The following is a 14,415-nucleotide window of genomic DNA, read 5'->3' as shown; positions in this document are numbered from 1 at the left end:
ACCGTCCCTCGTGGCGGGGGAACACGCACACGCCACGTACGTACCCTCTTTCGGGTCGTTCTGCCGGTACGTTTCGGGCGCGTCGCCGCATCCGCGTACAAGCTGGGTCCATGCCCACGCCGCCCCTCGCCTCCGGCCCCGACGGCCCGGGCGCCCTGCGGCCGTTGCTCGGCACCGTGCTCGACGCGCTGGCCGCCGGCGGCCGGGCACGCGGCGGCCCGCTCCCCGCGGGCGGCCCGCGGGCGGTCACCGCGCGGATGCGGGACGCGCTCGGGGACGTCCTGCCGGACGAGGGCGACCCGGACGCCCTGCGCGTGCTCGTGCAGGCGCTCGCCGAGGGCGCCGCCGACCCGGCGGACCCCCTGTGCGCGGGCCATCTGCACGGCCCCCCGCTCGCCCTGGCCGCCGCCGCCGACCTCGCCGCCGGTGTCCTCAACCCCTCCCTGGACTCCTGGGACCAGGCCCCGGCCGCCTCCGCCCTGGAGTCCCTGGTCACGCGGGCGCTCGCGGCGGAGACCGGCGCCGCCGACTGCCTCGTCACGACCGGCGGCACCGAGTCCAACCTGCTCGCCGTGCTGCTCGCCCGCGAGGCGCACGGCGGCACCGTGCAGCTCGTCACCGGGACCGGCGCCCACCACTCGCTCACCCGCGCCGCCTGGCTGCTCGGCCTGCCCGCGCCCGTGACCGTCCCCGCCCCGGCAGGCACCCTCGACCCGGCCGCCCTCGACGAGGCCCTCGCCCGTCTTGCCGGCCCGGTGCTGGTCGCCGCCACCGCGGGCACCACCGACGCCGGGCTCATCGACCCGCTGCCCGCGATCGCCGCCCTGTGCCGGGCGCACGGGGCCCGGCTGCACGTCGACGCCGCCTACGGGGGCGGGCTGCTGTTCAGCCGACGGCACCGCCACCGGCTCGACGGCCTCGACGCCGCCGACACCGTCACCCTCGACCTGCACAAGCTCGGCTGGCAGCCGATCGCCGCCGGTCTGCTCACCGTCCGGGACGGCCATGACCTGGCCGGTCTGCACCAGCGCGCGGACTACCTGAACGCGCCGGACGACACCGACGCCGGCCTCCCCGACCTGCTGGGCCGTTCCCTGCGCACGACCCGCCGCCCGGACATCCTGAAGATCGCCGTCACGCTGCGCGGCCTCGGCCGCAACGGGCTCGGGGCGCTCGTCGACCAGGTGTGCGAGCGCGCCGAGGAGCTGGCGGGGCTGATCGCCGCGCACCCCGGCTTCGAGCTGTACGACCGGCCCACCATCAGCACGGTCCTGTTCCGGCCCGCCGGCGCCACCGACGACGCCGTGGCGGCCGTACGCCGAGACCTCCTCGGCCAGGGACGCGCGGTCCTCGGCCGCGCCCGGCTGAACGGCCGGCTCTGGCTGAAGGCCACCCTCCTGAACCCCCGCACCCGGCCGGCCGACCTGGCCGCCCTCCTGACCCTGGTGGAAGGACACACCCCCCGATGACCCGCCCGACGAACCCGCCGACCCCGCCGCAGGCCACCGCGCACGTGAGCCCGTACGCCGCCGCGCACGCGGTGTCCCACGAATCCCAGGCCCCGCGTGACGTGGTAGGCATCGGCATCGGCCCGTTCAACCTCTCCCTCGCCGCACTCGCCCACCCCCTGGCCGAGCTCGACGCCGTCTTCTACGAGCAGCGTCCCGCCTTCGACTGGCACCCCGGGCTGCTGGTCGACGGGGCCACCGTCCAGGTCCCCTTCCTCGCCGACCTGGTCACGCTCGCCGACCCCGCCAGCCCCTGGTCCTTCCTCAGCTACCTCAGAAGCTGCGAGCGGCTCTTCCCGTTCTACTTCGCCGAGCGCTTCCACATCCGGCGCAGCGAGTACGACGCCTACTGCCGCTGGGTCAGCGAGAACCTGCCCGGGCTGCGCTTCGGCCACCAGGTCGACGCGGTGCGCTGGAACGCCGACCGCGACGTCTTCGAGGTCGACTTCACCCAGCTCGACGCCGACGGGGAGGGCGAGTCCCTCGGCCGCACCTACACGAGGAACATCGTGCTCGGCATCGGCTCCGAGCCCCACGTCCCCGATCCGCTCGCGCCCCTCGTGGAGGCGCCCGGCGTGCCCGTGATCCACGCCGCCGACTACCTCGAGCACCGCGCCGAGCTGCTCGCCGCCGAGCACATCACCGTCGTCGGGTCGGGGCAGTCCGGCGCCGAGGTCTTCCTCGACCTGCTGCGGCACCGCCCCGCCGGCCGTGAGCGGCTGCACTGGATCGGCCGGAGCGAGGCGTTCGCGCCCATGGAGTACTCCAAGCTCGGCCTGGAGCACTTCACCCCCGACTACACGCGCTACTTCCACGCCCTGTCCGAGCCGGTCCGCGAGCAACTCGTCGCCTCGCAGGGGCAGCTGCACAAGGGGATCGACGCGGGCACCATCGCCGCCATCCACGACGAGCTCTACCGGCGCAACCTGGGCGGCGGCTGGCCGGACGCCGTACTCACCCCCGGCGTCCTGGTCCGCACCGCCGGCCGGATCGCCACCACCCAGGTCGAGCTGCACCTGGAACACATCCAGCAGGGCACCCGCTCCCGGCTCACCACCCACGCCGTCGTGCTGGCCACGGGATACCGCGAGCGCTCCCTCGACCGCCTCCTCGCGGGCCTCGACCCCTATCTGCGCCGCGACAGCCGCGAACGCCCCCGGATCGACGAGGAGTTCCGCCTGGTCCTGGACCCCTCCGTGACCGGCACGGCATTCGTCCAGAACGCCTCGCTGCACACCCACGGCGTCGGCAGCCCCGACCTGGGCCTCGCCGCCTGGCGCAGCGCCTCCATCCTCAACGCGCTGACCGGCAAGGAGCCGTACCCGCTGCCGCACCGCACCGCGTTCACCAGCTTCGGCCTGGAGCCGCAGCGCTCCCAGGTCCCGCCCGCCCGGCACCCGGGCACGCTCACCCCTCTGCGGGACGGGACCTGACGCACCCCGAAGGGCCGGTCCGGCGCGGCGGTCAGAGCACCGGCGTGCCGTCCCGGGTGAGCTTCCAGTCCACCGACGCGAAGTCCTTCGGGTCCAGCACGCCCTTGGCGGTCACCCACTCCGCGATCCGGGTGCGGATCTCCGTCGACTCCGACCACAGCTCCGGCGCCGACGCCACGTGCGGGAACGCGCCGCCGCCGTTGGCCCGGTAGTTGTTCACCGCCAGCACGAACTGCTGGGCGTCGTCCAGCGGGGCACCGCCGAAGGACAGGTTCCGGATCCGCGACCCGGCCGGCTGGGCGATGTCGATCTCGTACGTCAGTCCCGACACGTAGTCGTAGTTGTAGTCCGGGCGGCCGCCCGCGTTGGTCAGCTTGTCCACGTCGATCGGCGCGCCGGCCGCCGTCCGCACGAAGTACTCCGCCGAGTACTCCAGGTACGCCCGCAGCTGCGCGCCCGTCATCAGCTTGGCGACCAGCGTGTTGTCGTACACGTACAGGCTCGACAGGTCCCGGATCGTCACCTCGCCGGCCGGGATCTCGGACGTCCGGGAGAACGGCGACGCCTGCGCGAGCACCGGCAGCGACGCGTGCCCGGTGCCGGCCAGGGCGGCCTTGACCACGTCCTCCTGGACCGTGGTGATGAGGTCGATGATCGGCGCGTCCGTGTAGCGGGCGTCCACCGTCGTCAGGGTCGCGGTGGCGGTGCCGACGACCTGGTTGACGTACTCCACGACCTTCGCGTGCTCGTCCGCGAGCAGCCGGGTGATCCGCGGGTCGTCCTCGACCGTGTTCGCGTTGCGCAGCGACGCCTTGACCGACCCGACCTGCCACCTGCCCCTGTCGAGGACCAGCTCGAAGTCGAACAGCGTGAGCCGCTCGGCGTAGCACAGCGGTTCGGACAGGACGACCGTCCTGCCGGTGCGCTCGTTGGTGACCAGCAGTTCCTCGATCTCCACGTGCGCGTGGCCGACCAGGATCGCGTCGATGCCGGGCACCTTCCGGGCCACCTCGGCGGCGGCGTTCTCGACGTGCGGCAGCTGGTCGCCGTAGGACGACGTGCCCGAGGAGCCGCTGTGCGCGGAGACGACGACCACGTCGGCGCCCATCGAACGCAGCTTCGGCACCCACTTCGCCGCCTGCTCCTCCAAGCCCGGGAAGACCAGCTTGCCCTGCACGAAGGCCTTGTCCCAGATGGCGATGCCCGGGTTCGTCAGCCCGAGCACGGCGACCTTGACCGGCGGGGCGCCCGGCACCCGGAAGGTCTTCATGAAGTACGGCGGAAAGGCGGGCCGCAGGGTCTTCGCGTCGACGGCGTTGGCGCCGAGCAGCGGGAAGCGGCACTGCTGCTCGAACCGGCGCAGCGTCTCGATGCCGTAGTTGAACTCGTGGTTGCCGAGCGCCACGGCGTCGTAGCCGATGGCGTTCATCGCCTGCGCCATCGGGTGCACGGGGCCGCCCTCGGCGGTGATCGGGTCGACCTTCGCGTAGTAGTACGTGAGGGGGGTGCCCTGGATCGTGTCCCCGGCGTCCAGCAGCAGCGTGTTGCGGCGGCCCTTCTCCTCGCGCACCTGGTTCACCAGGGTCGAGACCCGGGCCAGGCCCTGGGCGTTGCCCGCGGTGTCGGTGTACTCGGCGTCCTTGAAGTAGTCCCAGTTGAAGACGTGGCCGTGCAGGTCGGTGGTGCCCATGACGGTGAAGGAGTACCGCTTGGGGTGCTTCCCGTGAGCCGGTGCCGCCTGCGCGGGTACGGTCGCCGCGCCGGCGACCGCCACCCCCGCCCCGGCCACGGCGGACTTCCTCAGGAACTTCCGGCGGTTCAACGGCATGTGCAGCACTCCCGGTCGGTCTGGATCCACAACGTCGGTCTGGAACAACAACGCGCGTAGATTCTGACCCGGACATGACCATCACCGACAGGCCCAGGACGTTGCGATCTGGTGACCGGCCGGAGTCGCGCCCTGCGAGCGGTGACACAGTGGGACGTATGACCTCACCCGCCGAGGAACCCCAGCAGCCCGCCGTCCCCTACGGGACCCCCGACGCTCCGCGTATCGCCGTCCGTGGTGAGGCCCGCCTGGAGGTCGACCCCGAGATCGCCCGCATCGGCATCACGGTGAGCGCGCGCGGCCGCGACCGGCGCTCCGCGCTCGACGACCTCACCCGCCGCAACGCCGGCGCCCTCGACCTGGTCAAGTCCTACGGCGATGCCGTGGAACGGGTGGAGACCGGCGCCTTCTCCATCACCCCGGAGCTCACCAAGCACGGGCGCGGCGAACGCATCCGCACCTATCACGGCGTCGTCCACGTCACCGCCGAGCTCACCGACTTCACCGCCCTCGGCGAGCTCACCTCCCGCCTCGCCGACCTCGACCTCACCCGTGTGGACGGGCCCTGGTGGGCGCTGCGCCCCGACTCGCCCGCCCACCGCGACGCCCGCCGGCAGGCCGTCCGTGAGGCGGTGCAGCGCGCCCGTGAATACGCCGACGCGCTCGGCACGACCCTGTCGGCGCTGGTGGAACTCGCCGACATCGGCGCCGAGAGCCCGCAGCCCTATCCGGCGGCCCCGAGCGGCCGTATGCGTTCCGTCGCCTACGCCGCGGCCGCCGAGGACGCGGCCGCGGCACCGCTCGACCTCGAACCCCAGCGGCAGCATGTTCACGCCCAGGTCAACGCCCGATTCACCATGGTGCCGCCTCGGCTGTGAGGAAATTCGGAAAAAAGACCTGAGTGAATACCTGACCGGTGCATGGCCAATATGCGACCGGGAAAGGCGGCTGGGCTGCGAAATGCTCATAGGAGCGCACCCATGCACAATTCAACACTTGTCAACACCCCTTCACGCAAAGGTTGTTGAGTAGTCATGCCGGGCCAATTGTCTACCCGCCGGTAAGGCCTAGGCTCGAACCATGCGCCGAGCAAAGATCGTCTGTACTCTGGGCCCCGCCACCGACTCGTACGACCAGATCAAGGCACTGGTCGACGCCGGAATGGACGTCGCCCGATTCAACCTCAGCCACGGTGGATACGCCGAGCACGAGGAGCGCTACCAGCGCGTACGCAAGGCCTCCGACGAGACGGGGCGCAGCGTCGGGCTGCTCGCCGACCTTCAGGGCCCGAAGATCCGGCTCGGCCGCTTCACCGAAGGGCCTGTACTCCTTGAACGCGGCGACTCCTTCACCATCACCGTCGAGGACGGCGCGCGAGGCGACCGGCAGTCGTGCGGAACCACGTACCAGGGCCTGGCGGGCGACGTCACCCCCGGAGAGCGGATCCTCGTCGACGACGGCAAGGTGTGCCTCCAGGTCACCGAGGTCGACGGGCCCCGGGTGCACACCGAGGTCGTCGAGGGCGGCATGGTCTCCGACAACAAGGGGCTCAACCTCCCCGGCGTCGCGGTCTCCGTCCCCGCGCTCTCCGAGAAGGACGAGGCCGACCTGCGCTGGGCCCTGCGCACGGGCTTCGACGTCATCGCCCTGTCCTTCGTCCGCAGCGGCCGCGACATCGAGGACGTCCACCGCATCATGGACGAGGAGGGGCGCCGCCTCCCGGTGATCGCCAAGGTCGAGAAGCCGCAGGCCGTGGACGCCATCGACGACATCGTGGCGGCGTTCGACGGCATCATGGTGGCCCGCGGCGACCTGGGCGTCGAGATGCCGCTCGAACAGGTCCCGATCGTCCAGAAGCGCGCGATCAAACTGGCCAAGCGGAACGCCAAGCCGGTGATCGTGGCGACCCAGATGCTGGACTCGATGGTCGAGAACTCCCGGCCCACCCGCGCCGAGGCGAGCGACGTCGCCAACGCCGTCATCGACGGCACGGACGCGGTGATGCTCTCCGGGGAGACCAGCGTCGGGAAGTACGCCGTCGGGACGGTGCGGACGATGGCGAAGATCGTCGAGGCGGCGGAGGAGGACATCCTCGCCAAGGGCCTCTCCCCCCTGACCGAGCTGAACAAGCCCCGCACCCAGGGCGGCGCGGTCGCCCGGGCGGCGGCGGAGATGGGTGACTTCCTCGGCGCCCGGTTCCTGGTCGCCTTCACCCAGTCCGGCGACACGGCCCGCCGTCTCTCCCGCTACCGCTCCCCGATCCCGCTCCTCGCCTTCACGCCGGAGCCCGCGACCCGCTCGGAGCTGAGCCTGACGTGGGGTGTGGAGACCTTCCTCGGCCCGCACGCGGACTCGACGGACGCGATGATCGCTCAGGTGGACGAACTGCTGACCAGGTACGGCCGCTGCCGGCCCGGCGACACGATCGTCATCACGGCCGGCTCGCCCCCCGGAAAGACGGGAACCACGAACCTGGTCCGGGTGCACCACATCGGCGAGACCGCGCGCTAGGCCCGCGCGCCAGGTCCGAGGTGACAAAAGGCGGAGTCCCACCCGTGGGTGAGTCTCCGCCTGATTTCGTGGTGCCGGGTGCGGGATTCGAACCCGCAAGCCCTCACGGGCAGATGTGTTTGAGACATCCGTGTATGCCATTCCACCAACCCGGCAGGACCGGCTGACGGAAGCATACCGGGTCACCGCAGGTCGCCGCCTCTAGGTAGGCTGCATACGCAGCAGTACTCGCCGGCCCGCACCAAGGAGCCCCCGTGACCGCCCCCGAGTCGCCCCAGCCCGCCCACGTGCCCGAAGACGACAAGTCGCACGTGCCTCCGCTGACGACCCGAGTCGTCATCGCCGAGGACGAGGCCCTGATCCGGCTCGACCTCAAGGAGATGCTGGAGGAGGAGGGCTACACGGTGGTCGGCGAGGCCGGTGACGGTGAGCAGGCCGTGGAGCTGGCCCGGGAGCACCGCCCCGACCTGGTGATCCTCGATGTGAAGATGCCCAAGCTGGACGGTATCTCCGCGGCGGAGAAGATCACCGAGGAGTCCATCGCGCCGGTCCTCATGCTCACCGCCTTCTCGCAGCGCGACCTCGTCGAGCGCGCCCGGGACGCCGGTGCCATGGCGTACCTGGTGAAGCCGTTCAGCAAGAGCGACGTCGTCCCGGCCATCGAGATGGCCGTCTCGCGGTACACGCAGCTGAAGGAGCTGGAGAAGGAGGTCGCCGACCTCAGCCAGCGGCTGGAGACGCGCAAGCTGGTCGACCGCGCGAAGTCGGTCCTGCAGACCGAGTACGGGCTGACCGAGCCGGCCGCGTTCCGGTGGATCCAGAAGACGTCCATGGACCGGCGGATGTCCATGCAGCAGGTCGCCGAGGCGGTCATCGAGGACTCCGCGGAGAAGAAGGCGGCCAAGAGCTCCGACCAGGGCTGAGCCCACGAGCGGAACGAGGCCCGCGCCCCCTGTCGACCAGGGGACGCGGGCCTCGTCGTACGCGCCGAGGGCGCCGGAGGACTAGTCCTCGCCCAGGTACGCCTTGCGCACCGACTCGTCGTGCAGCAGGTCCTGGCCCGAGCCGGACAGCACGATGCTGCCCACCTCCATCACATGGCCGTGGTCCGCCAGCGACAGGGCCGCCTGCGCGTTCTGCTCGACCAGCAGGATCGTCGTGCCCTGCGACTTCAGCTCGGCGATCGTCGCCATGATCTTCTGCATCATGATCGGCGAGAGGCCCATGGACGGCTCGTCCAGCATGAGCAGCTTCGGCTGGGACATCAGGGCGCGGCCCATCGCCAGCATCTGCTGCTCACCGCCCGAGAGGGTGCCGGCGGCCTGCTTGCGCCGCTCCCCGAGGATCGGGAAGAGGTCGTAGGCGCGCTGGATGTCCTTCTCGATACCGGGCTTGTCGTTGCGCAGGAACGCGCCGAGGCGCAGGTTGTCCTCGATCGTCATGCGCGGGAAGATGTGCCGGCCCTCGGGAGAGTGGGCCAGCCCGAGCGAGACGATCTGGTGCGCGGGGGTCTTCTTCAGCGACTTGCCGTTGAAGCGGATCTGCCCGCCGACCGGCTTGAGCAGGCCCGAAAGGGTGCGCAGGGTCGTGGTCTTGCCCGCGCCGTTGGTGCCGATGAGGGTGACGACCTCGCCGACGTCGACCTTGAACGAGATGCCCTTGACGGCCTCGATCTTGCCGTACGCGACCCGGAGGTCCTCGACTTCGAGCAGTGCGGTCATCGGTCGTTCTCCTTGCCGGACGACGTGCTGTCGGCCTGGGGCCCGGAGGCCTGTGCCTCGGCGGCCTCGACCTCCGCCACCTCGGCGGTGCCCGGGTCGCCCTCGAACGGCTCGCCCAGGTACGCGGCGACGACCCGCTCGTCGCCCTGGACGGTGGCGCTGTCACCCTCGACGAGCTTCTCGCCCTGGACGAGCACGGCGACGCGGTCGCAGAGGTTGAAGATGAACCGCATGTCGTGCTCGATGACGAGGACGGCGATGCCCTTGTCGCGGATGGCGAAGACCAGTTCCTCGGTGGCCCGGGTCTCCTGCGGGTTCATGCCCGCCGTGGGCTCGTCGAGCAGCAGCAGGCCCGGCTCGCTGGCCAGTGCCCGCGCGATCTCCAGCTTGCGCTGCTCGCCGTAGGGCAGGTTGCGGGCGAGGTGCTCCGCCTTGGGCGCGAGGCCGACGAACTCCAGGAGTTCCATGGCGCGTTCGCGGGAGGCGGCCTCGGCCTTGTGGAAGCCGGGGCCGCGCAGCAGCGCGGACCAGAGGCCTTCCTTGGTGCGGGTGTGGCGGCCGACGAGCACGTTCTCCAGGACCGTCATGTTGGCGAACAGACGGATGTTCTGGAAGGTGCGGGCGATGCCCGCCGCCGTCACCTTGAAGGACTTCGGCGGCAGGACGGTGCCCTTGTAGCGGACCTCGCCCTCGGTGGGGATGTACAGGCCGGTCAGGCAGTTGAAGAAGGTGGTCTTGCCGGCGCCGTTGGGGCCGATGAGGCCGACGATCTCGCCGCTGTTGACCTGGAGGTCGACGCCGCGGACGGCGGTCAGACCGCCGAACCGCATGGTGACGCCGCGGGCGTCGAGGACCGTCTCCCCGGTGGTGATGGTGTCGGTTGTCATGGGTCAGGCCCCTGCCTTGCTGAGGACTGTGGGTGCTTCCGTCTCTTCGTGGAACTCCAACTGGCGGCGCCGGTTGGGGATGAGCCCCTCCGGACGGAAGCGCATCAGCAGGACCAGCGCGAGACCGAAGGCGAAGAGCTGGTAGTCGCCGAGGAACTGGAGCTTGGCGGGGATGAGGTAGAGCAGCGCGGCGCCGACGAGCGGACCGCTGATCGTGCCCATGCCGCCGAGGACCACCGCGGCCAGCAGGAACGCCGAGTTGGGCGGGACCACGTGGGCGAACTGGTACTGCTCGGGCGTGACCGTGTAGGTCACGTGTGCCTGCACCGTGCCCGCGAGACCGGCGAGCGCGGCGCCGAGGGCGAAGGCGATGAGCTTGACCCGGAAGCCGTTGATGCCCATGGCCAGGGCGGCGGTCTCGTCCTCGCGGATCGCGATCCACGCGCGGCCGATGCGGGAGTCGCTGCTGCGCCGGAAGACGATCACGACGACCAGCGTGATGAGCAGCATCAGCAGGAAGTAGTTGGCGAACCGCGCGATGGTGAAGCCCGCGAAGGTGTGTTCCTGGCCGAAGTCGAAGCCCAGGATGTTGAGGTTGGGTATCGACGAGATGCCGTTGGAGCCGTTGGTGATGTCCGGGCCGGAGGTGCCGTCCATGTTGAGGACGGTGATCCGGAAGATCTCACCGAAGCCCAGCGTCACGATGGCGAGGTAGTCGCCGCGCAGGCGCAGGGTCGGGGCGCCGATGATGACGCCGAAGACCATGGCGACGGCGGCGCCGAGCAACGCCGAGGCCCAGAAGGGCAGCTGGATGTCGAACGGCGAGGAGGGCGAGCCGGAGACCATCGCCGCGGTGTACGCGCCGACGCCGAGGAAGGCGACGTAACCGAGGTCGAGCAGGCCCGCGAGGCCGACCACGATGTTCAGGCCGAGGGCGACGGTGGCGAAGATCAGGATGTAGACGCCGATCGTCGCGTACTGGTCGTCGGACTGGGTGAACGGGAAGGCGGCCGCCGCGACGAACGCGCCGATCATCGTCACGTTGCGGTGCTTGCCGGTGAGCGCCGAGACGCGGCCCACGAGGCCGGCCTTGGCGGCCGCGGCGAAGCCGAAGCCGGCGGTGATGAGGAAGCCGACGAACAGCTCGTCGTACTCGGTGCCGATGCCGTACGTGAAGACGATCAGGCCGAGGGCGAGCGCCGCGACGATGACGAGGATCTCGGCGTACGCCGGCAGCTTGCGCGCCGGGGTCGCGGGGCCGGTGGCGAGGGAGGCCTTGAAGACGGCGAAGCCGTGCCGCCAACGGTGGCGCAGCCGCTCCTGGGCGGTGTCCTCGGGGTCCGCCGGTTCCCGGTCCGGCCACGTGAACGGCAGGGCGAACGCGCCGAGCGCGGCGGCCAGGGTGGCGACCCCCGCGACCCAGGCGCCGGGTTCGAGGTTGACCAGTCCGCCGAGCTGGACCGTGATCGCGATGATCGTGTACCAGACGGTGGCGAAGGCGCCCAGCGCGGACAGCTTCAGGGCGCTGTCGGCGCCGGCGGGGGTGAGCCAGCCCAGGCCCTTGACGCCGTAGGAGGCGAGGCCGAACACGGTGGTGAGGAGCCCGCCGATGAGGACGAGGACCTGGAGGCCGCCCGGGTAGCCGTAGACGGTGAGGTCACCGGGGAACTCGGACGTCCAGGTCCAGGCGAGGAAGGTCGAGACGATCGTCAGGACACCACCGGCGGTGGCGAGGGCGCGACCGGCCTGCGGGGGGATTCCGATGAGTCCGGCGTGGTGGCCGGCGTCGACCTGGCGAGGGGTCTCCGGTGCTGTGGTCTGTGTGGTCATCGGTGGATCACGCCCTGTCCGCGACGCGCTCGCCGAGCAGACCCTGGGGCCTGAACAGGAGTACGAGGATGAGGAGTACGAACGCCCAGACGTTGGCCCAGGACTGGCTGCCGAACTGTTCCATGCCCGGGATGTCGGAGATGTAGGCGGTCGACAGGGCCTCGGCCACACCGAGGACCAGGCCGCCGAGCATGGCGCCGTAGATGTTGCCGATACCGCCGAGGACCGCGGCGGTGAAGGCCTTGAGGCCGAGGATGAAGCCCATACGGAACTGGACCTCGCCGTACTTGAGGCCGTACGCGACGGCTCCGACGGCGGCGAACGCGGCACCGAGGGCGAACGCGACCACGATGATGCGGTCGGTGTTGATGCCCATCAGCTTGGCCGTGTCCGGGTCCTGCGCGGTGGCCTGCATACCGCGGCCGGTGCGGGTCTTCATCACGAAGTAGGCGAGGATCGCCATGCTGATCGGGGCCGCGACCAGCAGGAAGACGTCACCGGTCTGGATCGTGACGCTGCCGAGCTCGAAGGGGCCGCCGTGGATCTGCGGGAACGTGATGGCGGAGCGGGCGTCGGGGTACCAGGCCCACACCGCCTGCTGCAGCGCGAGGGAGAGGCCGATGGCCGTGATGAGGGGCGCCAGGCGTGGGGCCGTGCGCAGGGGGCGGTAGGCGAACCGTTCCGCTCCCACGGCGGCAAGGACGGCGACGATGATGCCTCCGATGAGCATCAGCGGGAGCGCCACCCAGAGGGACGTGCCGTCGGGCAGCACGTACAGGTAGACGGTGAGGGCGCCGAAGCCACCCATCATGAAGATCTCGCCGTGGGCGAAGTTGATGAGCTGGACGATGCCATAGACCATCGTGTAGCCGATGGCGACCAGCCCGTACATGGATCCTAGTAGCAGGCCGTTGACCAGCTGCTGCGGCAGTTCGTTCACCGCATGTCCTCCGAGACTTCGGATGATTCGTCGACAGGGGGCCGGATGCGAGTCCGCGCGGGGCGCCAGTGATGCAGCGCCCCGCGCGGCTCGGTCAAGTGGTGCGGGTGGGGATCAGCCCTCGTAGGTGCCGGACTTGGCGGCCTTCCAGGCGCCGTCCTCCACGGAGTACACGGTGAGCTGCTTGTTGGTGGCGTCACCGAACTCGTCGAAGGAGACCTTGCCGGTCACACCGTCGAAGGTGACACCCTGCATGGCCGCGGTGACCTTGGCGCGGGCGTCGTCCGGCAGTTCGCCGTTGTTGCCCTCGACGACCTGCTTGACGGCCTCGATGATGGCCCAGGCCGAGTCGTAGGAGTAGCCGCCGTAGGCCTCGTAGGCCTCCTTGTAGCCCGCGGCCTCGTAGTTGGCGACGAACTCCTTGGCGGAGGGGAGGTCCTCCACCGGGGCGCCGACGGAGGTGGCGAGGTCGCCGGTGCCGCTGGCGCCGGCCAGCTTGATGAAGTCGGCGCTGTAGATGCCGTCACCGCCGACCAGCGGGATCTTGGCGCCCGCGGCCTTGATCTGCTTGCTGAGCGGGCCGGCCTGCGGGTACTCGCCGCCGTAGTAGACGACGTCCGCGCCGGCGGCCTTGACCTTGGTGGCGACCGCCGAGAAGTCCTTGGTCTCGGGGTCGATGTGCTCGGTGCCGACGACCTTGCCGCCGAGCTTCTCGAACTCCGCGGAGAAGGTGGCCGCGAGGCCGGCGCCGTAGGTCTTCTTGTCGTCGATGACGAAGACCTTCTTCTTCTTGGCGTCGTTGTAGACGTACTGCGCGGCGAACGGGCCCTGGATGGCGTCCGTGGTCGCGGTGCGGAAGTACGACTTGTACGTACGCGCCTTCGAGGTCTGCCAGTCCGGGCCCTGGGTCAGCGCCGGGTTGGTGTTGGCCGGCGAGACCTGCACGAGCTTGGCGTCGTCGAAGACCTTCTGCATGGACTCGGCCACGGAGGAGTTCAGCGGGCCGACCACACCGAGGACGTCCTTGTTCGCGACGAACTTGGTGGCGTTCTGCTGGCCGGCGGAGGGCTGCGCCTGGTCGTCGAGGGCCTCGACCTTGAAGGTCACCCCCTCGACGTACTTCTCCTTGTTGGCCGTCTTGGCGGCCAGGTCCACGGAGTTCTTGATGCCCAGACCCAGAGCGGACAGGTCGCCGGTCAGCGGGGCGTCGATACCGATGACGACGGTGGTGCCGCCGCCGGAGTCCGAGCCGCCGTCCCCGTCACGCGAACCGCAGGCGGTGAGAGTGAGCGCTCCCGCCGCCAGAGCGGCGGTCATGGCGATGAGCGAACGTTGACGCACGATCAGTCCTTTCCCTGGCGCGGCGCTTCCCCGTGGAAGACGCCGAGTCGAGCGCTCGGGCCGAAGAGATGCCCAGTGACGTCGATTCCGACGGCGCGGTGACTGGCCGTGACTCTAAGCGTGTGCAGGGAACGTGGAGGAGAGTCTGGCCAAGGCTGTGACGCTCTTGTTATGACACGACGTAATGCAGAGCGGTACTGAGCGGGTGGAAGCGCGGAATTCCGGCCGATTCGCCCAGTCCGCATGATGAGACGTGCAGGACTGCCCGCTCTCCATCAGGAGTGTTCTCGATGTTTGGTGATGGCAAGGAGTTGTTGCCGCAGGCTACTTGAAGGGCGATCGAGAGGTCTTGCGCATAGCGCTCACCCAGGATGAAACTGTGTACTTCTCTTGCGTGCGTATTACGCAGGGTTACA

Annotated in this window: 11 protein-coding genes and 1 tRNA gene; 5 read left to right on the top strand and 7 right to left on the bottom strand. The window is 70.3% G+C overall.

Annotated features, from left to right (window positions below; genetic code table 11):
• Positions 1-110 precede the first annotated feature (110 nt).
• Both ACIP2X_RS23765 and ACIP2X_RS23760 read left to right on the top strand, forming a co-directional pair.
• A complete protein-coding gene (locus tag ACIP2X_RS23765; protein ID WP_401676293.1) occupies positions 111-1,469 on the top strand; it encodes a pyridoxal phosphate-dependent decarboxylase family protein in 1,359 nt (452 codons plus the stop codon).
• Entirely contained in the window at positions 1,466-2,941 is a 1,476-nt protein-coding gene (locus ACIP2X_RS23760) for a lysine N(6)-hydroxylase/L-ornithine N(5)-oxygenase family protein (protein ID WP_401676291.1), read from the top strand. The genes ACIP2X_RS23765 and ACIP2X_RS23760 overlap by 4 nt, the downstream gene beginning before the upstream one ends.
• Before the next feature lie 31 nt (positions 2,942-2,972).
• Here ACIP2X_RS23760 and ACIP2X_RS23755 read toward each other — a convergent pair whose 3' ends face one another.
• Positions 2,973-4,769 (bottom strand): bifunctional metallophosphatase/5'-nucleotidase, encoded by a 1,797-nt coding sequence (locus ACIP2X_RS23755; protein ID WP_401676289.1) that lies wholly within the window; start codon positions 4,767-4,769, stop codon positions 2,973-2,975.
• Between the two features lie 158 nt (positions 4,770-4,927).
• On the opposite strand from ACIP2X_RS23755, the gene ACIP2X_RS23750 reads away from it, so the two are divergent.
• Both ACIP2X_RS23750 and pyk read left to right on the top strand, forming a co-directional pair.
• Entirely contained in the window at positions 4,928-5,647 is a 720-nt protein-coding gene (locus ACIP2X_RS23750) for an SIMPL domain-containing protein (RefSeq protein ID WP_401676287.1), read from the top strand.
• A 202-nt stretch (positions 5,648-5,849) separates the two neighbouring features.
• On the top strand, positions 5,850-7,280 hold the full coding sequence (gene pyk / locus ACIP2X_RS23745; protein WP_401676285.1) for a pyruvate kinase: 1,431 nt from the start codon (positions 5,850-5,852) through the stop codon (positions 7,278-7,280).
• 69 nt (positions 7,281-7,349) lie between these two features.
• Here the strand turns inward: pyk and ACIP2X_RS23740 are convergent.
• Positions 7,350-7,435 (bottom strand) — tRNA-Leu (locus ACIP2X_RS23740).
• A 99-nt stretch (positions 7,436-7,534) separates the two neighbouring features.
• Here ACIP2X_RS23740 and ACIP2X_RS23735 point away from each other — a divergent pair.
• Positions 7,535-8,203, top strand: coding sequence for an ANTAR domain-containing response regulator (locus ACIP2X_RS23735; protein ID WP_401676283.1), 669 nt, complete (start codon positions 7,535-7,537; stop codon positions 8,201-8,203).
• 81 nt (positions 8,204-8,284) lie between these two features.
• On the opposite strand, the gene ACIP2X_RS23730 is transcribed toward ACIP2X_RS23735, so the two are convergent.
• From ACIP2X_RS23730 to ACIP2X_RS23710, 5 genes are all read right to left on the bottom strand, one after another.
• The gene (locus tag ACIP2X_RS23730; protein ID WP_401676281.1) at positions 8,285-9,001 is read right to left on the bottom strand and encodes an ABC transporter ATP-binding protein; all 717 of its coding nucleotides are present in this window, start codon (positions 8,999-9,001) and stop codon (positions 8,285-8,287) included.
• Positions 8,998-9,888: an ABC transporter ATP-binding protein gene (locus tag ACIP2X_RS23725; RefSeq protein ID WP_401676279.1), complete on the bottom strand. Its 891-nt coding sequence runs from the start codon at positions 9,886-9,888 to the stop codon at positions 8,998-9,000. Before ACIP2X_RS23725 ends, ACIP2X_RS23730 begins: the two co-directional genes overlap by 4 nt.
• Before the next feature lie 3 nt (positions 9,889-9,891).
• Positions 9,892-11,718 carry a branched-chain amino acid ABC transporter permease gene (locus ACIP2X_RS23720; protein WP_401676277.1) on the bottom strand — a complete coding sequence of 609 codons (1,827 nt, stop codon included), beginning with the start codon at positions 11,716-11,718 and terminating at the stop codon, positions 9,892-9,894.
• Positions 11,719-11,725: 7 nt separating this feature from the next.
• A complete protein-coding gene (locus ACIP2X_RS23715) occupies positions 11,726-12,658 on the bottom strand; it encodes a branched-chain amino acid ABC transporter permease (protein ID WP_401676275.1) in 933 nt (310 codons plus the stop codon).
• A 114-nt stretch (positions 12,659-12,772) separates the two neighbouring features.
• Entirely contained in the window at positions 12,773-13,999 is a 1,227-nt protein-coding gene (locus ACIP2X_RS23710; RefSeq protein WP_401676273.1) for a branched-chain amino acid ABC transporter substrate-binding protein, read from the bottom strand.
• Between the last annotated feature and the right edge of the window lie 416 nt (positions 14,000-14,415).

The organism is Streptomyces sp. NPDC089424, assembly GCF_044749345.1.
In the GTDB taxonomy this organism is placed as follows: domain Bacteria; phylum Actinomycetota; class Actinomycetes; order Streptomycetales; family Streptomycetaceae; genus Streptomyces.
The sequence above is the reverse complement of the archived record's forward strand: the minus strand, read 5'-3'. Positions and strand labels throughout refer to the sequence as shown.